Below are 19,674 nucleotides of genomic sequence, written 5' to 3' on the forward strand. Positions count from 1 at the left end.
ATGAGAAGACTACTGACGACTTTGGTGATTTTGCTGGTGGTGCTGGTGGCGGGAATGTCTGCCTTGGTGCTGTTGGTTAATCCGAATGATTTCCGCAGCTATATGATCAAGAAGGTTGAGCAGAGCAGTGGCTATCATCTGACGCTGGAAGGCGACCTTCGTTGGCATGTCTGGCCGCAATTGAGCATTCTTGCCGGGCGAATGACGCTGACGGCGCCTGGGGCAGCGGCTCCTGCGGTTAGCGCAGATAATATGCGTCTGGATGTCAAACTGCTGCCGCTCCTTTCCCACCAGCTTTACGTCAAGCAGGTGATGCTGAAAAATGCCGTCATCCGCCTGACCCCCGATAGCGCAGAGCAAAGCCAACCCGATGCCCCTATCGCCCCCGGTGGTAACCAGGCGGATGATAGCTCGGGATCCTTGTGGAAATTTGATATCGACAACCTGCGGGTGGTGGATAGCCTGCTTATCTGGCAGCGGGCCAACAACGAGCAGATTAACGTTCGCGATATCAATTTAGCTTTGCAGCAGAATGAAAAGCATCAGGCGCAAATAGAGCTTTCCAGCCGGGTGAATCGCGACCAACGCGATCTGAGCTTCAACCTGGCGGCCAATCTCGATCTGCAACAGTTTCCCCGCCAGATAGGCGCGCAGGTCACGCAGTTTAGCTACCAGCTTGAGGGGGCAGATATTCTTGCCGGTGCCATCAAGGGGGAAGGGAGCGTACAGGCGGTTTATCAGCAGGCTGAGCAGCAGATTGCCTTGAGCCAACTGATGCTCAGTGCCAATGATAGCCAGTTGACGGGGAGCGTCAGCGCGCAGTTGGGGCCAGTGCCTGCCTACATCCTGGATCTCGGTGCCACACAGCTCAATCTGGATACACTCTCCGGCTGGCAGACAAAAACCCCTGATGAGGAGAAGCTGTCGCAGCCGGTGACCGCATCCCCAGTGATCGCCAATCAGGCGGACGATCCGCAACAGAATTTACAGGTGTTACGTGACTTTAACGCGCAGCTCAAGCTGAAGGCGGATCAGGTCACTTATCGTGGGATGTCGATTAATCAGTTGGCGGTGCAGGCAAACAACCAACAGGGATTAATGACGGTGACTACGCTGTCTGGCAAGTTGGCTGGCGGTGATTTCTCCCTGCCTGGCTCGATGGATGTGCGGGCTGATAAACCGCTGATCAATCTGCAGCCGCAGTTACGGCACATAGAGCTGGGTGAGGTACTCAAGGCCTTCGACATGCCATTGGCGCTGACCGGCACGTTCAACATGCAGGGCGACTTGAGTGGCGATCGCCTCAACGCCACGGCGTTTGAGCGCCGCTGGCAAGGGACGGCGGAACTGTTCATGCAGAATGCGCAGCTTCATGGTTTGAATATTCAACAGCTTATCCAGCAAGCCGTGGCGCGTAATGACAGTAGCGTGCGCGGTGAGGATAACAACCAGCGCTACACCACGGTGCAACAAATGAGCGCCAAGGCCAGTTTGAGCAAGGGGCAGATCACGCTCAGCGAGTTACAGGCAGAGTCTCCGGTGATGAGCCTGACCGGGAGCGGTACGGTCAATATGCCTGGCAAACAGTGCGATTTAACCATGAACGTACGGGTCACGGGAGGTTGGCAGGGCAACAATGCGCTGATCGCACAGCTGCGCGAAACGCCGATCCCACTGCGCGTCTATGGCCCTTGGGAGCAGCTCAATTATCAACTGCAGGTCGATCAACTCTTGCGTAAAAAGCTGCAGGATCGTGCCAAAGACGCCTTGAACAAGTGGGCCGAGAAGAATAAAGGCTCCCAGGATGGCCAGGATCTGAAAAAGCTGCTCGATAAGTTGTAAACCTTATCAAACACTGCCCGCGCTCTCTTTAGGTTATGGTGAGCGCGGGTTTGCCCCCTCGAACAACAAAATCAATACCTTTGATATTCATCTGGCATACTGCTGATGGCTTCCCTACAATAATGGATCTGTTAATGAATAAAGCAAGGATTGACGGTGTCAAAAGCGAATTCTAATGCCACCATTGTGGATATTGCCCGCCGAGCCAACGTGACCAATATCACTGTCTCCCGCGCTTTTAATAAACCTGAACTGGTAAAGTCTGAAACGCTCGAGAAAATTCATGCTATTGCCAAAGAGCTTAATTATGTTCCCAATGCTTTCGCTCAGGGATTAAAGAAAAGCAGCAGCCAAATTATCGGCATTGTTACCAGCAGCATGTATAACCCCTTTTACTCTAACCTGATCCAAACCGTCTCGCGCATTGCCCGAATGCAGGGCTATCAGATTATGCTGTTTGATACCGACGGTAGCGAAGAGGCTGAAATGCAGGCGGTGCAGGCGCTGTTCGGTTATAAGGCGCGGGGCATCTTGCTCTCTGCGGTACGCGACGATCGGCATTATCAACCCGCCTACCTTGATCAGGCCGAGCGCTACCACACTCCGCTGATCCTGATCGACAGAGATATTTATAATCAACAGCTTAGCGGCGTATTTCTCAACAACCAAGAGATTGGCAAACTGGCCGGGAAATATTTGGCCGAGCAACCGGAAAGTAATATCCTGATCCTGGGTGGCCCGGCAGACTCGGAGATTACCTTGGCGCGAACCCAGGGGATTATTGATGCTCTGGAGGAGAAGGGGAGTAAAGTCACCATTATCAATGGTGACTATGATTTTATTTCACAGGCGGCACGGGTGAGAGAATATCTTGCCGATGAACAGCACCAACCGGATTATATCGTGGGCCTCAACGGTATTATCACGTTGGGTGCTATTTCTTTATGCCATCAGTTGGATATTTACCATCGGGTGAAATTCTTCTCGATCGATGAACCGCCCAAGGCGCGGGATTATGGGCAGCATATTGCCGGGGTTTATCACGATACGCAGGTGTTAGGGGAAATCGCGGCGGAGTTATTATTTAATGCGATTAAAAATAATCACAGCGATCAGCCGTTAAGGCGTGAATTCTTTACCGGGATGTTGCTTGTCGAGTGATGTGGCCCCTCACCCCAATCCTCTCCCACAGGGAGAGGGAGTTGCTCCGGCGATGTTATTGGGTACGGAAGCTAATCTGTGACCCCAAAAAAGGGTAGCCAGTCAGACTCAGGGGCTGTCTGTGGCCTAATTGGTGCCGAGCTAGGGGCTATGTTCTGGTCTAGCCAGAGTAGACACCCTAGATTAATTTGTGGCACTAAATTGGTGCCAAGCGGTGGTCAGGCGTAGGGACTATGTTCTGACCTAGCCAAAGTAGGCATCCTGGATTAATCTGTGGCACGTTCAGTCCCCTCTCCCTGTGGGAGAGGGTTAGGGTGAGGGGCAATTGGTTGAAATATCAGGCTAATCCCGCCCAATTACTGCCCGTAGTAAGCATTTTTACCGTGCTTGCGTAAAAAGTGTTTATCCAGCAGCGCGGGTTGCATTGGCGGGATCGTCGGAGTCAATTGCCGCGTGGCCATCGCCATGGCCGCCACTTCCTCCATCACCACCGCATTATGCACCGCATCCGCCGCCGTTTTTCCCCAGGCGAAAGGCCCGTGAGAATAGACCAACACCCCCGGCACCTGTTGCGGATCGCGCTTCGCCTGTTGGAACGTCTCGATAATCACCTGGCCGGTTTCCCGCTCATAGTCGCCAGCAATCTCGTCCTCACGCATGGGGCGGGTGCAGGGAATGTCACCATAAAAATAGTCGGCGTGGGTGGTGCCCAGTGCCGGGATCGCCTGGCCAGCCTGTGCCCAGATGGTGGCATTACGGCTATGGGTATGGACGATGCCGCCAATCGCAGGAAATGCACGATACAGAGCCAAATGGGTATCGGTATCCGAGGACGGTTTACGCTGCCCTTCTTGGATCACGCCGTCCAAATCCACCACCACCAGGTCATCCACCGTCATGACCTCATAGGCAATCCCCGAAGGTTTGATCACCACCAGCCCCTGTTGACGATCGATCGCCGACACGTTACCCCAGGTAAAGGTCACCAAACCATAACCCGGCAGGCTGAGATTGGCCGCCAACACCTGCTGCTTCAACTCGCTTAACATGTGATGCCTCCCTGTTTCATCTGCTGCTCGATCCAGCTCTTGGCCTGGGTGATATGCTGGATATCCTGGCCATCGTTGCGCGTCCACATTTCCAGCAGGAATGGGCCGCGATAGTTGAGCCGGTTTAACACGGCAAACGTATGGGCAAAGTCGACGCAGCCGCTGCCGAAAGGCACATCGCGGAATTGCCCTGTAGTGCCCGGCAGCACCGGCAGGGTATCTTTTAAATGGATGGCGGTGATCTTGTCGATGCCTTGCTCCAGCTCAAAATCGACGTCATTGCCCCAGGCGCTGAGGTTGCCGATATCGGGATAGACGGTAAACCACGGGCTTTCAATCTGCCTGGCAAACTCACGCCATTTGCTGATGCTGTTGATAAAGGTGGTATCCATGATCTCCACGGACAGCATCACCTGAGCCTTGGCCGCCAGCTCTACCGCCCATTGCATACCTTCGATAAAACGCTGGCGTGTATGGCGATCGGCAGTTTCGTAATAGACGTCATACCCCGCTAGCTGGATATTCCTGATCCCGACGTCGACGGCGAAATCCAACGCCTTTTCCATCAACGTGTGCGCCTGTTGGCGGATGGCGGCATCATGGCTGCCAAACGGATAACGGCGGTGGGCGGATAAGCACATGCTGGGCACCGTGATACCGCTGTCAAAACGGGCGTTGATCAGCGCCAGCCGTTGCTGACGATCCCAGTCCAGGCGCAGCTGGCGTTCCGGCTGCTCATCAATGGAGATCTCCATAAACTGGAAACCCAGCTCGCTGGCGATACCCAGGCGTTGTGCCCAATCAAGATCTGCCGGCAAGGCTTTTTCATACAGCCCAAGTGAGACATTATTAGTGGTTTGCATGCTGGTTGGCCTCATTTAATGCTTGGGCGATATTCAGGTAGCCTTCAAAGCGATCGCGTAAGCGTCGGTTAGCTGCCGCGTCGGGATAATAGGTATGTACTTCAGGCTGAATAACCTGCACGGCCTCGGTAAAGCTGCTGTACTCCCCGGCCCCCACGGCGGCACAGATCGCTGCGGCACGGCAGCCACTTTGCTGGATATTCACCACTTCCAGCGGCAAATTACCGGCGTTGGCAAACATCTGCATCCAAACGTCGGACTGCGTGGGGCCGCCGGTCATGCGAATACGTTCTACGCGTGGATTCAGCGCCACCAGGCGATCCTGATGAACCAGATGAGAGAACACGATGCCCTGATAGATCGCATGGACGATATCGGCCATGTCATGGTGCCCGCTCAGGCCAATCAGCCCGCCTGGCAGGTTGCTACCGAGGTTGGAGCCGAACAGGTAGGGCAGGAATGTGATGTCGCTCGGCTGCTTGCTGCGTTCTTGTACCCAACGATTGAACTGTGCATAGCGCTGATGATCGTTGTCGCAAAACTGCCGTAAGAACCAGGCCAGATTGCTCGCTGAGGTTGGGCTGCCTTCGTGAACAAAGTAGCGGCCCTCCATGCAATAACGACCCCAGGCAAAAGGATGGGAGGAGGGGATTAGGTTCTCCGTTACGCAGGTAGCGATCGACCAGGTACCCGCCACTGCGCTCAGGGTGCGATCGTCGACCACTCCCGAGCACAAGGCTGCACCAACCACATCGAACAGGCCGCCATACACCGCCGTTCCTGCCGGTAATCCGCATTGGGCAGCGGCAGTGGCGGTCACTTGCCCGGCAAGCTCGGCGGAACCAAGCAGCGGCGCGGTTTTATCGGCCACTTCCTCAATACCGAATGCCGCCATCAATACTGGGTCGTAGTCGGCCGTTTGCTGGTTGAACAGGTTGCTGCCGGAGATGTTGGTGATCTCCGCCGTCGCTTCGCCCGTCAGGCGGAAACGCAGGTAGTCATGAGCCATCAGCACCCGATCAATCGCCTCATATTGCGCGGGCTCATGCTGTTTCAACCAACGTAACAGCACTGCCGGATGGCTGTTCCAGATGGGTTGCAGGCTACGCGGGTAGGTGACGGCTTCGATACCTTGCTGCTGTAACTCAACCACCATCGCCCCGGCACGAGTATCCGAAGAAACGATGCCGTTGCGGACCGGCTGGCCCTTTTTATCAATGGCATATAGCCCTTTGCCGTGTGAAGAGAAGCTTACGCCACGCACCCGATCGCCGGTTATCTCCGCGAAGCTGAGTACCTGGCGAATGGTCTGGCAAAGGTCACGCCACAAGGGCTCCATCTCGCGTTCAGAGAAGCCAGGCTGTGGGGATACGGTTTCCCCATCACATTCCGCTACGGCAATTTCCTCACCGTTAGCCCGGTATAGCCCCGCCTTGATTAGCGTGCCGCCAATATCAATGCCCAGAAAATATCCCATATCGGTTCTCCCTAGCTTATTTACGGCGGCTGGAACTGAGGTAGATAGCGGCGAGGATAATGCCACCCTTGACCACGTTCTGGATGTAAGGCGATACGCTCATCAGGTTGAGGCCGTTATTCAGTACGCCAAGCATCATGGCGCCTACCAGAGTGCCGATAATGGCGCCTCTGCCTCCGGAGATGGCGGCCCCACCAAGCACTACGGCGGCGATGGCATCCAGTTCAAAACCTTCACCGGCGTTGGGCTGCCCGCTCATCAGGCGTGAAGTGAGTACCAAGCCAGCGAGTGCGGCGGTTGTTCCGCTCACCACATACACCAGGACTTTGTAGCGAGGTACGCGAATACCGCTCAGGCGCGCGGCCTCTTCGTTGCCGCCAATGGCGTAGACATAGCGGCCAAACGGCAGGTGGTTAAGCATCAGGTAGGCCAGAATATAAACGCCGACCATGATCAGCACCGGTACTTGAATACCCAATACGGAACCGCGGCCGAAGAAGGAGAACATGTCTGGTAAGCCAGAAATCGGATAGCCGCCGGTGTACAGCAACGCCAAACCACGGGCGATACCCATTGAGGCGAGGGTGACGATAATCGGTGGCATGCGCAGATAGGCAATGCAGGCACCGTTGGCCAGACCAAACAGGGCGCCAATCACCAACGCGGCAACCATCGCCAGTGGAATAGGGATGCCTCCCAGCATCAGGCCAGCGGCAATCGAACCGGACAATGCCATCACTGGCCCGACCGAGAGATCGATGCCCCCGGTCAGGATTGCGCAAGTCATGCCCACGGCAATAATGGCGTTGATCGACACCTGGCGTGCCACGTTGGTCAGGTTGTTGACCGTCAGGAAGCTGTCATTAAGCCCGCTCATCAGCAGGAACAGAATGGCGAAGCCGATAAAAGGCAGCATCGCGGGGTGGTGCAGCAACTTCTCCCAGCGCTTGCCGAGGCTCTGCTTCTGGGCCGCGTGGGTAGGTGGGGATTGTTCAATTCCGATCATAATGCACTCCCGGTTGCATGAAGCATGATGTTATGAGATTCGATTTCATCCCCTGCCAATTCGGCAACAATGTGGCCGCCACGGAACACCAGCACGCGATCGCAAACGCCGATAATTTCCGGTAATTCGGATGAAATCATGATGATAGAAATGCCTTTCTGCGTGAGTTGTTGCATCAGCTGATAGATTTCGGATTTGGCGCCGACGTCAATGCCACGGGTAGGCTCATCAAAAATAAGGATGTTGCAGTCATTGTTCAGCCAGCGGGCAATGACCACTTTTTGCTGGTTGCCGCCGCTCAGGGTGCTGACGGCGGTATCCGCATCCGGGGTTTTCACGCCTACCGCACGGATCAGCCGCTGAACGATATCGTCGTCCTTGCGGGCGTTAACGAATATCTTGCCGAACCGCTCATGGCGGTTGAGGGTGATGTTCTGCGCCACGGAAAAGGGCAGCACCAGCCCCTCGGTTTTACGGCTTTCCGGCAGCAGGCCAATGCCTTGCTTCAATGCCAAAGCCGGGTTACGCAGCGTGGTTGGTCGCCCACTAAGGCTGACCTGCTTGCGATAGCAGGTGCTGGCACCGATCAGCGCGGAGACCGTCTCGGTACGGCCCGAGCCCACTAATCCGGCAAATCCCAGGATCTCGCCTTTGAACAGGTGGAAGCGATCTTCCTGCTGATGCCTGGTGCGCTGAATGGTGGCTTCCAGCAGGCGAACTGAAGTATCGACAGGGTGCGACTTCACCGGGAAGGCATTTTCGATTTTGCGTCCGACCATCAGCTTCACGAGTTCATCCACGTTGGTATCGGCCGTGGGCAGCGTTTGCACATAGGTGCCGTCGCGCAAGACGGTGATCTGATCGCAGATGGTGAAGATTTCATCCAGGTGGTGCGAGATGAAAATCATGCCGACGCCCAGCAGTTTAAGATCGTTCATGACGCTGAACAGGTGATCGGCTTCACCCGGCGTCAGGGTGGCGGTAGGCTCATCCAGCACCAGCACGCGTGCGTCCAGTGACAGCGCCTTGGCAATCTCGACAAACTGTTGCTGCGCCACGCTCAATTGCGCCACCGGGCAATCCAGATCGATATTCACCGTCAGCCGTTTGAAAATAGCCTCGGCTTTTTTACGCATGGCTTTACGATCCAATAATCCCCAGCGGTTCTTGATTTCCCGGTTGAGGAAAATATTGTCCAGGGCGTTCATATAAGGAATAAGCGAGAATTCCTGAAATATGATCCCCACTCCGGCGTTAATGGCCTGCCGATAATTATCAAACTGGCGGCTGGTACCCTCCATGATTATTTCGCCAGAGTCCGGTTGGTGAATACCACACAGGATTTTCACCAACGTCGATTTACCGGCTCCGTTTTCCCCTAGCAAAGCGTGTATTTGGCCGTGTTGAATGGTGAGGTCAATACCGTCCAACGCCTTCACGCCCGGAAAGGACTTCTTGATCTGTTTTAATTCTAATAACGCCGTCACGGTTAACTCCTTCGGGTTTTATACCCACCGTTGCAAAATGGGTCGGGTACAAACCTCAACCGGCTCGTTGTGTTATAGGGGCGCCGTATTCTGCGCCCGCTTTGATAATCAATGCGTTGGTTTGGGGCAAACATATATTCGCCCCTACACATTCAGCAGCATTGCCGCGTGGTCATCAAACTCGAGGCCGGGCGTTTACCAGCTGAAACCTTTGGCGTTGCTGCTGTCGATCAGTTTCACTTTCACCGGAATGGTGCTCGGTACGTTGGCACCCCAATGGCGGGCCAGGGCAATCCCCAAGGCAATACGTGCCTGGTCGCGAGGGAACTGTGCTGAGGTGGCGATAAACGGTGAGCCAGGTTTCAGGATCTCCTTAATCGCTTCAGGCTGGCCATCGACGCTGACCAACTTGACCTTGGCACCGTTACTCTCAATGGCTGCCAATGCACCCAAGGCACCTACGTCGTTGACGCTGAAGATACCGGCCAGATCGGGAGTGGATTGCAGCATGTTTTCGGTTACGGTCAGTGCGGTATCACGCTCTTGCTTGCCGTTCTGCTTAGTGACAATCTGCATTTCTGGGTGTTTTTTAATGGCGTCTTCAAAACCACGTACGCGTTCCAGGATCGGCACTACCGGGATACCGTCCAGGATCGCCACTTTGCCCTTGTTGCCCAGAGATTTGGCCAGGTATTCACCCGCCTGGAAACCGGCATCATAGTTTTCCGAACCGACAAAGGAATCCAACGGGCCTTCGGCCTGGGCATCGATTGCCACGACTACCGCTCCGGCTTTGTGGGCCGAGATCACCGCCGACTGCACGCCAACCGAATCTGTCGGGTTAATCAGTAAAATATCGACTTTCTTTTGCAGCATATCTTCCACATCATTAATCTGCTTTGAGACGTCATGATGGGCATCCGCAATATACAGCTTGGCGCCAATATCACCGGCGGCCTGCTCTAATGCCTGTTTCATGGAGACAAAATAGTCGTTATTCATTTCCTGGAATGAAACGCCAATGGTGATCTGTTTGGCTAATGCCGATTGGCTGGCCAGCAGTATGCCACCGGCGAGCATTACGGGTAAGGTTTTCTTGAATAATGAAAACATAGTTTATTCTCCTGTTGTAGGGGCGATGTCTTTCTTTCAGTGTTATTTATAATAATTAGGTGGTTATCGGCCAGAAGTCGGCCTCGCTATAAAAGCGCGTTATCATTATTTGCTTAAAACTAATCACTCAATATTAAGGAACCAAAATAACCTTGATGGAATCCGTTGAATCAGCCAGGGCGAATGCCTGATCCCATTCGTTTAATGAATAACTGTGGGTTACTACACCTTTGGAGGTCACCAGACCGCGTTCAAAAAGGTCGATGGCAATTTCATAGCTGTAAGGTGCCAGGTGCGCACCGCGAATATCCAACTCTTTGCGATCGCCGATGATTGACCAGTCTACGGTGGTTTCTTTGCCAAATACGCTGAACTCGACAAAGCGGCCAAGCTTACGGATCATCTGCAATCCTTGGGTCACGCCGATCGGTGCGCCGGTCGCTTCGATGTAAACATCACAACCGTAGCCGTCGGTTAACGCCTTGACGATTTTATCGGCATCTTCCTTGAGCGGGTTGATGACCACGTCGGCACCGAACGCTTTTGCCAGTTCCAAACGTTCGTCGATGGCGTCGATCACGATCAGCTTTTTCGGCGTCTTCAACTTGGCAACTTGTACCATACACAGACCCAACGGCCCGGCACCGGCCAGTACCACAACGTCGTCTAGCTGGATATCCCCACGGGCAACGGTGTGAATGGCACAGGCCATCGGCTCGATCAGCACGGCATCTTCATGGCTGAGGCTTTCCGGGATTTTGTGCACGATGGCATTGGCGGAAAAACGCATGTATTCCGACATTCCCCCCTCGGCAACGTCCTTTTGGAAGCCGTAGATATTGTGCGTTTCGCACATCCAATAACTACCGGACTTACAGTAACGGCACTCCCAGCAGGGTACGATCTGCTCGGCAATGACGCGTTCGCCAATCTTGTACTTCTGCTCTGTGCCTTCCCCCATGGCAACAATGCGGCCATAAAATTCGTGGCCGGGCACGACCGGCGGTTTTACCCAAGGGTTTTCCCCCCAAAACATCTGGGCACCGTTTTTACATTTACAATCGCCGGCACAGATCCCGCAGCCTTCGACCTTGATCACCAACTCCTTGGCTTTAGGTAGTGGGGTAGGGACTTGTTCAAACCGGTAATCCTGCGGGCCATGGCAAACTACCGCGCTCATCTTTTCGGGTAACTGACTCATTTTCCTCTCCATTATCAGGCTAGATAGCGATACGAAACAAATGTTGACGTTGTCATTTTTTAGAAAATAAAAAGGTGTTTTTTTATTTAAGTTATATTATTCATTATGTTATGAATTTATTTTAACTCTTGGTTAAAAATGACAACGTGAACATTCGCGATCATATAACCAAACTAGAGAAAACATTTGTTTGATCAAACTCACACATCGTTAACATCTGGCGTAAAGATTCTACAAATTCAGATCATGATCACAATGTTATGTCGGTTGTATGTAAGATTGTGGGCGAGGTGAGTCATTTAATTTATTGAAATTAAATCAATTATTTTCCGTCTTGATGGCATGTTTGCCAGATCTGGACTGTCTGGCTGCGGCTTGCGGTATCTACTGGCCAGGAGGAAGGGGATCGCCAAAGCGAGCTGGCTTGGAATTTCACGATTTGTTGATAGTTTCCCCCCGTAACATTGATGAATGTCATAATATCTTGTAGTGCTTTTCGGCAGAGTGTGGCGTTATTCGGCTGCTATCGGGCGATGAGCTGAAGTAAAATAATTAAATCGAGGAATAACAATGGAACTTCTGATTGGAGCCTTGGTAGCGGTGTTCGTTGGCCGTTACATCATCAAGGGCTATTCTGCCACTGGGGTATTAATGGTTGGCGGCTTGGTGCTGCTGGCGGTGAGCGCATTTATGGGCAAAAATCTACTGCCCGCCAGTGCGACTTCGACCGGGTGGCGCGCCACCGATATTTTCGAATATGTCAAAATCCTGCTGATGAGCCGCGGTGGCGATCTCGGCATGATGATCATGATGCTGTGTGGCTTCGCCGCCTACATGACACACATTGGTGCCAATGACGTGGTGGTCAAGCTGGCCTCCCGCCCATTGCAGATGATCAACTCCCCGTATTTGCTGATGATTGCGGCCTACTTTGTTGCCTGCCTGATGTCACTGGCCGTCTCTTCGGCGACAGGGCTGGGCGTGCTACTGATGGCGACGCTGTTCCCGCTGATGGTTAACGTCGGGATCAGCCGTGGCGCGGCTGCGGCTATCTGTGCTTCTCCAGCAGCCATTATCCTTTCGCCCACTTCAGGTGATGTAGTGCTGGCAGCCAAGGCGGCCGAAATGCCGCTGGTGGATTTCGCCTTCAAAACCACTCTGCCGATCTCCATCGCCGCCATTATCTGTATGGCGATTGCCCACTTCTTCTGGCAGCGCTATCTCGACCGTAAAGCCAACGAACAGCACCACATCATGGACGTGAGTGAAATCACCACCAACGCCCCTGGCTTTTACGCCATCTTGCCGTTTACCCCGATCCTGGGGGTGCTGGTCTTTGATGGTAAATGGGGGCCGGAGCTGCACATCATTACCGTGTTGGTGATTTGTATGTTCATGGCCGCGGTGATCGAGTTTATCCGCAGCTTCAACGCCAAAACGGTGTTTGCTGGTTTAGAAGTGGCTTACCGTGGCATGGCCGATGCGTTTGCCAGCGTGGTGATGCTGCTGGTCGCGGCTGGGGTATTTGCCCAAGGCTTGAGCACCGTTGGCTTTATCAGCGGCTTGATCAGCCTGGCACAGTCGTTTGGCACCGGCGGCATCATCATGATGTTGGTGCTGGTGGTGATCACCATGCTGGCAGCGATGACGACCGGCTCTGGTAATGCGCCGTTCTATGCGTTTGTGGAGCTGATCCCGAAACTGGCGGCACAGATGGGGGTTAACCCGGCTTACCTGGTGATCCCGATGCTGCAAGCTTCCAACCTGGGCCGTACGCTCTCGCCGGTTTCTGGTGTAGTGGTGGCGGTTTCCGGCATGGCAAAAATCTCACCGTTCGAAGTGGTGAAACGCACCTCGGTACCGGTGATTGTCGGGCTGGTGGTGGTGATTGTGGCTACGGAGTTGCTGGTGCCTGTGCACCTTTAAGCTATGCAGGTAGGGGCGCAGCATGCTGTGCCCGTTTGACATCAATGCTGGGCACCTCAAGCGGGTGCCCAGCAAAGATTTACTCTTCGTCCTCTTCGTTAGGCGTCACTAACGGCGTGATCTTCACCTTCACGATGCGGTGGCTACTGATTTCCAACGGTTCAAACAGATAGTCGCCAATCTTCAGCTGTTCCCCTTCGCGTGGAATGCGCTGGCAATGCTCCATCAGCAATCCTGCCAAGGTATGATATTCCCGCTTTTCTTCTATCGGCAGTGGCACATACAGCACCAGATCTTCCAGCGGCATATGGCCATTGGCAATCCAGTAGCCTTCACTGGTTTGCTGGATATCATGGCGTGCATCAACCTCTTCATCGGCCTCTGGCAGATTACCGGCGATGGTTTCCATCACGTCGGTTAACGTCACCACACCTTCGACCGAACCAAACTCATCCACCACAAACGCAAAGTGGGTTTTGGCCTGGCGGAACTGCTCCAGCGCAGACAGCAACGTTAACTGCTCCGGGAAGATTAGCGGCTGGCGCACCAAGGCTCGCAAATCCAGCGGTGATTGCTGCAACTGCTGTTTCAGCACGTCGATGGTGTGGATCACGCCTAATGGCTCATCGCTGGCGCTATTTTCTGTTACCACGATGCGCGTATGCTGGTTTTTCTCCAACAGCTGCGTCAACTTATCCAGCGGGCCGTTAAGCCCAAGGTATTCCACATCGTGACGCGAAGTCATGATACTGCTGACGGTGCGCTGTGCCATGCCAAGCACCCGCTCGATCATATGGCGTTCCTGCTGGTTGAAGATTTCACCATTATCGTTATAGCTGTCTGCCAGCAGGTGTGCCGAATGGCTGTCAATCTCGGCCTCTTCGTGCTTGCCGCTCAACATGCGCAATACAGCTTCTGCGGTACGCTCACGTAAAGGCCGCACCTTGGAAAGGAAACGGCGGCGGTTAAACTGGGCAAACTGGTTCAAGGCTTCGATCATTACCGAGAAACCGATCGCCGCGTAGAGATAGCCCTTCGGAATGGCATAGCCAAAGCCTTCGGCCACCAGGCTGAAACCAATCATCAGCAAGAAGCTGAGGCACAGAATAACAATGGTAGGATGGGCATTCACAAAGCGCGTGAGCGGTTTGCTGGCCAGTAACATCAAACCAATGGCGATACACACCGCGATCATCATCACGGCCAGATGATCGACCATCCCGACTGCGGTGATCACCGAATCCAGCGAGAAGACGGCATCCAGCACCACAATTTGCGCGACCACCGGCCAGAAACGCGCCCCTTTGCGTGACCCATGGTGTTCATCGTCTTTACCCTCCAGCCGTTCGTTCAGCTCCATGGTGGCTTTAAACAGCAGGAAGATACCACCGACCAGCATTATCAGGTCGCGGCCACTGAAAGCGTGCCCCATGGCCACAAACAGCGGTTTGGTCAGGGTAGCTAGCCAGGATATTGAGGCAAGCAGCGCCAGGCGCATCACCAGCGCCAGTAAAAGACCGACAATGCGGGCTTTATCACGTTGTTTCTTAGGTAATTTCTCCGCCAAAATGGCGATAAAGATCAGGTTGTCAATGCCCAGTACGATTTCCAGTACAACCAGGGTGGCCAAGCCGGCCCAAATTGTTGGATCTGCGATCCATTCCATACGCCTAATTTCACCTTTTAGTTCGACGGCTTATGCCGCATTGAGAATGATGGACGCTGAAGGAGGGGATTTCAACACTAAATCCGCACTGAGTGCGGGTAATCCATGTTAGTAGAATATTTTAACTGTGCCAGGATCTTGTCATTAGGAGGCTAACACCAGAAAACAGAGAACAAATAGCTGCTTATAAATCCTGCACTTAGATAATTATGATTATAATCAATTTGTTATGGAGTAGTTAAACAAGTAAAATCTTAAAAACCGAGTATCCTTAGTAGTCTTATTCTGAAAAGGTCTTAATGAAGCCACTAAGACTTGTTTCACCGGGTCAATAGTATAAGAATCTTAGCATCCTATAAATGATAGCAAGACTGACCACTTGGCCAGGAAGGCACAGCCTTTTCCCTACTTTGCGACTTGCCTCTCATTAAATTCTGAGCAGAACCCAAGGTTCATCTACAGGCGTGGAGTCGATTGCACGCTTGTCAGTTCAAACATTGTCTACAGTGCATTGGTAGCTGCAAGCCAAGGGCGGTAGCGTGCCTAAAACGTTATTTTGTGATTTTAATTAATTGATTTTTAAAGTTAAAAATTCATTGAGACGTTAGGCTCAACCACTTTTCCTGGCTCTGTTACACTTACTTGTTATTTGTCGGTGGAAAAAATTTATGCAAAAAAGATTGAAGGCCGTGATCCCAGTAGCAGGTTTGGGCACCCGTATGCTGCCCGCAACCAAGGCGATCCCTAAAGAAATGCTGCCGGTGGTCGATAAGCCATTGATTCAGTATATCGTGAGCGAATGCGTTGCGGCTGGCATCAAGGATATCGTACTGGTTACGCACTCATCGAAAAACGCGATCGAAAACCACTTTGATACTTCCTTTGAGCTGGAAGCGACGTTGGAAGCTCGGGTAAAACGCCAACTGCTTGCCGAAGTTCAAAGTATCTGCCCGCCAGATGTAACGGTGATGCAGGTACGTCAAGGGCAAGCCAAAGGATTGGGGCACGCTGTGTTATGTGCTCAGCCGATGATTGGGGATAACCCATTTGTGGTGCTACTGCCGGACGTGTTATTGGATGACTCTACCGCCGATCTGCGGAAAGAAAACCTGGCCAAAATGATCCAGCGCTTCGAGCAAACCGGCTTTAGCCAGATTATGGTTGAGCCAGTGCCAGAAGAGGACGTTTCCAAATACGGTGTGGTCGATTGCGGCGGTGTGGCGTTAGCCGCTGGTGCAAGTACGCCAATGACCGCTGTGGTAGAGAAACCCGCGCGGGAAGATGCGCCATCTAACCTGGCCGTAGTGGGGCGCTATGTCCTCTCAGCCGATATCTGGCCGTTGCTGGAGAAAACGCCTCCGGGAGCTGGCGATGAAATCCAACTGACCGACGCCATTGCCATGCTGATGGAGCAGGAAACGGTAGAAGCTTTCCATATGAGCGGCAAATCCCACGACTGTGGTGACAAACTGGGCTATATGAAGGCGTTTGTACAGTATGCCCTACGCCACCCTTCCGAAGGCGAAAACTTCACCCAGTGGATGAAACAGACCCTGAACAGCAAGTAATTGCCCTAGCCGGTTAGCACGACCACAAGATTTTAAGAGGAACACCATGTCGAAGAAGTTGAAAGCCGTCATTCCTGTTGCTGGTCTGGGTATGCGCATGTTGCCTGCGACCAAGGCGATCCCGAAAGAGATGCTGCCGATCGTTGATAAGCCGTTGATCCAATATATCGTCAACGAATGCGTGGCCGCCGGGATCAAGGAAATCATTCTGGTTACCCACTCCTCAAAGAACGCGATCGAAAACCATTTCGACACGTCTTATGAGCTCGAGGCGATGCTTGAAGCGCGCGTGAAGCGTCAACTGCTGGATGAAGTTAAATCCATCACGCCGAAGGGCGTAACCTTGATGCACATCCGCCAAGGGCAACCGAAAGGATTGGGGCATGCAGTACTTTGTGCCAAACCACTGGTAGGTGATTCACCTTTCGTGGTGGTGCTGCCGGACGTGCTACTGGATGACGCCAAGGCGGATATGCACAAAGACAACCTGGCGCATATGATTGCCCGCTTCGAAAATAACGGGCTGAGCCAAGTACTGGTGCAGCCTGCGGATGAAAATGTGTTGTATGACTACTCTGTGGCGGAATGTGAGACCACTACCCTGCAACCAGGGGAAAGCTCGCGTATGACGTCGATCATTGAGAAGCCAAGCCGTGAAGTGAAATTGAAGTCCAACTATTCCGCTGTAGGCCGTTATGTGCTTTCTGCCGACATCTGGCCGATTTTGGAAAAAACTCAGCCAGGCGCCTGGGGCCGAATTCAACTGACCGATGCGATTGCCGACCTGATGAAACAACAGACGGTAGAAGCGATGGAACTGGTGGGAGAATCGTTCAACTGCGGTGAAAAACTAGGCTATCTTCAGGCCTTTGTGACCTATGGGCTACGCCACCCGACGCAGGGCAAAGCTTTCCGCGAATGGGCCGAGCAGCTAAAACTGTAGTAATTTGTACTGAAAAAGAGCGGAAAAATCTTTATAGTTATAGGCCTGCGGAAATCTCGGCGGGCCTTTTGACTTATCCGAGATCGTTCGCACATGAAAACACTCCTGGTGCATGCGCCACTGACTACGAGTCTGAGAGACATCTTAGCAAACCCAGACTCAACGTTTGCTCAATGAGTGCTTTCATGCGTGTATCGCAGGACTGCCGTACATAGCGCAAACAAAAAATTTTGCTAAACCCACCCCAGGTGGCCACGGTTGGCCAGGTGTTTAGCGTTGCAAGTTTACTTACTTTGAAAGTGATGAAAATTCGATGGCAAAGAAACAATGGAAGCTGATACCGCTCCTGGTATCGATCAGTGTGATCAGCGGTTGTACCGTGGTCCCTGGCACCCACCTCTCTACCAGCGGGAAAAACGTTGTTAAGCAGGAAGACAGCAATTTTGACTTGGACAAATTGGTGAATATTTACCCAATGACGCCGAGTTTGGTTGATAAGATGCGGCCAAAACCCGTTACCGCACAAAACAACCCGGCCCTTGAACGTGATCTACAGAGCTATGAATACCGTATCGGTGTTGGCGATGTACTGATGGTAACCGTTTGGGATCATCCCGAACTGACTACCCCAGCTGGACAGTATCGTAGTGCTAGTGACACAGGTAACTGGGTGAATGCCGATGGCACTATCTTCTATCCTTATATTGGTAAGGTGAAAGTAGCAGGGAAAACAGCTAGCCAGGTGCGAAACGATATCGCCGGACGTCTTGCTCAGTATATCGAAAGCCCTCAGGTAGATGTCAGTATTGCAGCCTTCCGTTCGCAGAAAGCGTATGTGACTGGTGAAGTGGCAAAATCAGGTCAACAACCGATTACCAACGTGCCGCTAACCGTTATGGATGCGATCAATAATGCCGGTGGCCTTGCCGAAAATGCCGACTGGCGCAACGTGGTATTAACACATAATGGTAAAGAGCAGCGTATTTCTCTGCAGGCGTTAATGCAAAAGGGCGACCTGATGCAAAACCATCTGCTTTACCCTGGCGATATTCTTTACGTACCACGCAATGATGATCTCAAAGTCTTTGTGATGGGCGAAGTGAAGCAGCAAACTACGCTGAAGATGGATCGCAGTGGCATGACGCTGACCGAAGCGTTGGGTAATGCGCAGGGCATGGATCAAGCGGTCTCAGATGCAACGGGCATCTTCGTCATTCGTCCATTACGTGGTACTGAAGGAAGCAAGCTTGCCAGCATTTATCAGCTAAACGCTTCTGATGCGACAGCTTTGGTGATGGGAACTGAGTTCCACTTGCAACCTTATGACATTGTTTATGTAACAACAGCACCTGTAGCACGTTGGAATCGTCTGATTACTCAATTAGTACCAACAATCAATGGCTTCAATAATCTGAGCGAAGGCGCATTGCGTGTCCGTAATTGGCCATAGTCGTAACAGGTATACAGAGCAACAATTATGTTTAATTCAATTTTAGTTGTATGTGTTGGCAACATTTGCCGCTCCCCTACGGGGGAGCGGTTATTGAAAAAAGCACTACCCAATAAAAAAGTTGGCTCCGCAGGGATTGGGGCATTGGTTGACAAACCTGCCGATGCAACTGCAACAGAGGTAGCCGCTCACCATGCACTTTCTCTTGAGGGACACTTGGGCCGACAGCTGACAAGTTCTATGTGCCGTGAATATGATTTGATCCTGGTAATGGAGAAAAAACATATTGATGCGGTTTGTCGCTTAGTTCCCGAAGTCAGAGGGAAAACTATGTTATTTGGCCATTGGATGGAGCAATGCGAAATTGCAGACCCATACCGTCAGAGCCGCGAAGCGTTTGAATATGTGTACCGCCTTCTTGATGAATCAGCCCAAAAGTGGGCTAAAGCCTTAAGCCGATAGCCAGTCAGGATTTCCAATGTCAGAGAAAAATAGAGTAAATAATTTGGGAAATGATACGTCCGAGGAGATTGATCTTAGACGTTTATTGGGTGAAATAATTGATGGTCGTTGGTTGATCATTGGCATTACTACATCATTTTTAACGTTAGGAATATTATATTGCTTATTTGCTACGCCGGTTTACCGTGCAGATGCAATGGTTCAGGTTGAGCAAAATGTGGGGAATTCACTACTAAATAATATAAACCAAATGTTGCCAAACAGTCAGCCAGAATCAGCTCCTGAAATTGAATTGCTTAAGTCAAGAATGGTTTTGAGCAAAACTGTAGAGGATTTAAATTTACGCACTGTAGTTGAAGAACAATATTTCCCTGTTTTTGGTCTGTCTCTTATACACATCTAAAAGAGGGGGGGGGGGGGGGGGGGGGGGGGGGGGGGGGGGGGGGGGGGGGGGGGGGGG

The 19,674-nt window shown here is 52.4% G+C and carries 16 protein-coding genes; 8 read left to right on the forward strand and 8 right to left on the reverse strand.

The features are described 5' to 3' along the window. Together asmA and JHD74_RS16115 are read left to right on the forward strand one after the other, a co-directional pair. Positions 1-1,842 carry an outer membrane assembly protein AsmA gene (gene asmA / locus JHD74_RS16110; protein ID WP_199063072.1) on the forward strand — a complete coding sequence of 614 codons (1,842 nt, stop codon included), beginning with the start codon at positions 1-3 and terminating at the stop codon, positions 1,840-1,842. A 156-nt stretch (positions 1,843-1,998) separates the two neighbouring features. After that, positions 1,999-3,003 (forward strand): LacI family DNA-binding transcriptional regulator, encoded by a 1,005-nt coding sequence (locus tag JHD74_RS16115; RefSeq protein WP_024528565.1) that lies wholly within the window; start codon positions 1,999-2,001, stop codon positions 3,001-3,003. 356 nt (positions 3,004-3,359) lie between these two features. Here the strand turns inward: JHD74_RS16115 and araD are convergent, their stop codons facing one another. From araD to JHD74_RS16150, 7 genes are all read right to left on the reverse strand, one after another. After that, positions 3,360-4,052, reverse strand: a complete 693-nt coding sequence (araD, locus tag JHD74_RS16120) for an L-ribulose-5-phosphate 4-epimerase (protein ID WP_024484885.1) — start codon at positions 4,050-4,052, stop codon at positions 3,360-3,362. Next, positions 4,046-4,915: an L-ribulose-5-phosphate 3-epimerase gene (locus JHD74_RS16125; protein WP_199063073.1), complete on the reverse strand. Its 870-nt coding sequence runs from the start codon at positions 4,913-4,915 to the stop codon at positions 4,046-4,048. Before JHD74_RS16125 ends, araD begins: the two co-directional genes overlap by 7 nt. Next, positions 4,902-6,392: an FGGY-family carbohydrate kinase gene (locus JHD74_RS16130; RefSeq protein WP_199063074.1), complete on the reverse strand. Its 1,491-nt coding sequence runs from the start codon at positions 6,390-6,392 to the stop codon at positions 4,902-4,904. The genes JHD74_RS16125 and JHD74_RS16130 overlap by 14 nt, the downstream gene beginning before the upstream one ends. Positions 6,393-6,408: 16 nt before the next feature. Beyond that, a complete protein-coding gene (locus JHD74_RS16135; RefSeq protein WP_024528569.1) occupies positions 6,409-7,398 on the reverse strand; it encodes an ABC transporter permease in 990 nt (329 codons plus the stop codon). Next, entirely contained in the window at positions 7,395-8,885 is a 1,491-nt protein-coding gene (locus tag JHD74_RS16140; protein WP_199063075.1) for a sugar ABC transporter ATP-binding protein, read from the reverse strand. The genes JHD74_RS16135 and JHD74_RS16140 overlap by 4 nt, the downstream gene beginning before the upstream one ends. Before the next feature lie 195 nt (positions 8,886-9,080). Then, positions 9,081-9,998: a substrate-binding domain-containing protein gene (locus tag JHD74_RS16145; protein ID WP_199063076.1), complete on the reverse strand. Its 918-nt coding sequence runs from the start codon at positions 9,996-9,998 to the stop codon at positions 9,081-9,083. A 133-nt stretch (positions 9,999-10,131) separates the two neighbouring features. Continuing rightward, on the reverse strand, positions 10,132-11,199 hold the full coding sequence (locus JHD74_RS16150; RefSeq protein ID WP_024528572.1) for an alcohol dehydrogenase catalytic domain-containing protein: 1,068 nt from the start codon (positions 11,197-11,199) through the stop codon (positions 10,132-10,134). 570 nt (positions 11,200-11,769) lie between these two features. Here JHD74_RS16150 and dcuC point away from each other — a divergent pair. After that, entirely contained in the window at positions 11,770-13,125 is a 1,356-nt protein-coding gene (gene dcuC / locus JHD74_RS16155; RefSeq protein WP_024528573.1) for an anaerobic C4-dicarboxylate transporter DcuC, read from the forward strand. A 79-nt stretch (positions 13,126-13,204) separates the two neighbouring features. Here dcuC and JHD74_RS16160 read toward each other — a convergent pair whose 3' ends face one another. Beyond that, the gene (locus tag JHD74_RS16160) at positions 13,205-14,791 is read right to left on the reverse strand and encodes a TerC family protein (protein WP_199063077.1); all 1,587 of its coding nucleotides are present in this window, start codon (positions 14,789-14,791) and stop codon (positions 13,205-13,207) included. A 668-nt stretch (positions 14,792-15,459) separates the two neighbouring features. Here JHD74_RS16160 and galU (JHD74_RS16165) point away from each other — a divergent pair. The 5 genes from galU (JHD74_RS16165) to JHD74_RS16185 all read left to right on the forward strand — a co-directional run bounded on the left by galU (JHD74_RS16165) (position 15,460) and on the right by JHD74_RS16185 (position 19,617). Next, positions 15,460-16,359, forward strand: coding sequence for a UTP--glucose-1-phosphate uridylyltransferase GalU (galU, locus tag JHD74_RS16165; RefSeq protein WP_074028817.1), 900 nt, complete (start codon positions 15,460-15,462; stop codon positions 16,357-16,359). A gap of 46 nt (positions 16,360-16,405) precedes the next feature. Beyond that, entirely contained in the window at positions 16,406-17,302 is an 897-nt protein-coding gene (gene galU, locus JHD74_RS16170; protein ID WP_199063078.1) for a UTP--glucose-1-phosphate uridylyltransferase GalU, read from the forward strand. A 313-nt stretch (positions 17,303-17,615) separates the two neighbouring features. Next, complete coding sequence (locus tag JHD74_RS16175; RefSeq protein WP_199063079.1) at positions 17,616-18,752, forward strand: polysaccharide export protein; 1,137 nt, start codon at positions 17,616-17,618, stop codon at positions 18,750-18,752. A 27-nt stretch (positions 18,753-18,779) separates the two neighbouring features. Then, positions 18,780-19,214 (forward strand): protein tyrosine phosphatase, encoded by a 435-nt coding sequence (locus JHD74_RS16180; protein WP_199063080.1) that lies wholly within the window; start codon positions 18,780-18,782, stop codon positions 19,212-19,214. A 16-nt stretch (positions 19,215-19,230) separates the two neighbouring features. Continuing rightward, positions 19,231-19,617, forward strand: a complete 387-nt coding sequence (locus JHD74_RS16185) for a Wzz/FepE/Etk N-terminal domain-containing protein (protein WP_199063081.1) — start codon at positions 19,231-19,233, stop codon at positions 19,615-19,617. Positions 19,618-19,674 lie beyond the last annotated feature (57 nt).

The sequence above is a fragment of the Serratia sp. ASV30 genome (genome assembly GCF_016428815.1).
In the GTDB taxonomy this organism is placed as follows: Bacteria; Pseudomonadota; Gammaproteobacteria; order Enterobacterales; family Enterobacteriaceae; genus Chania; species Chania fonticola_C.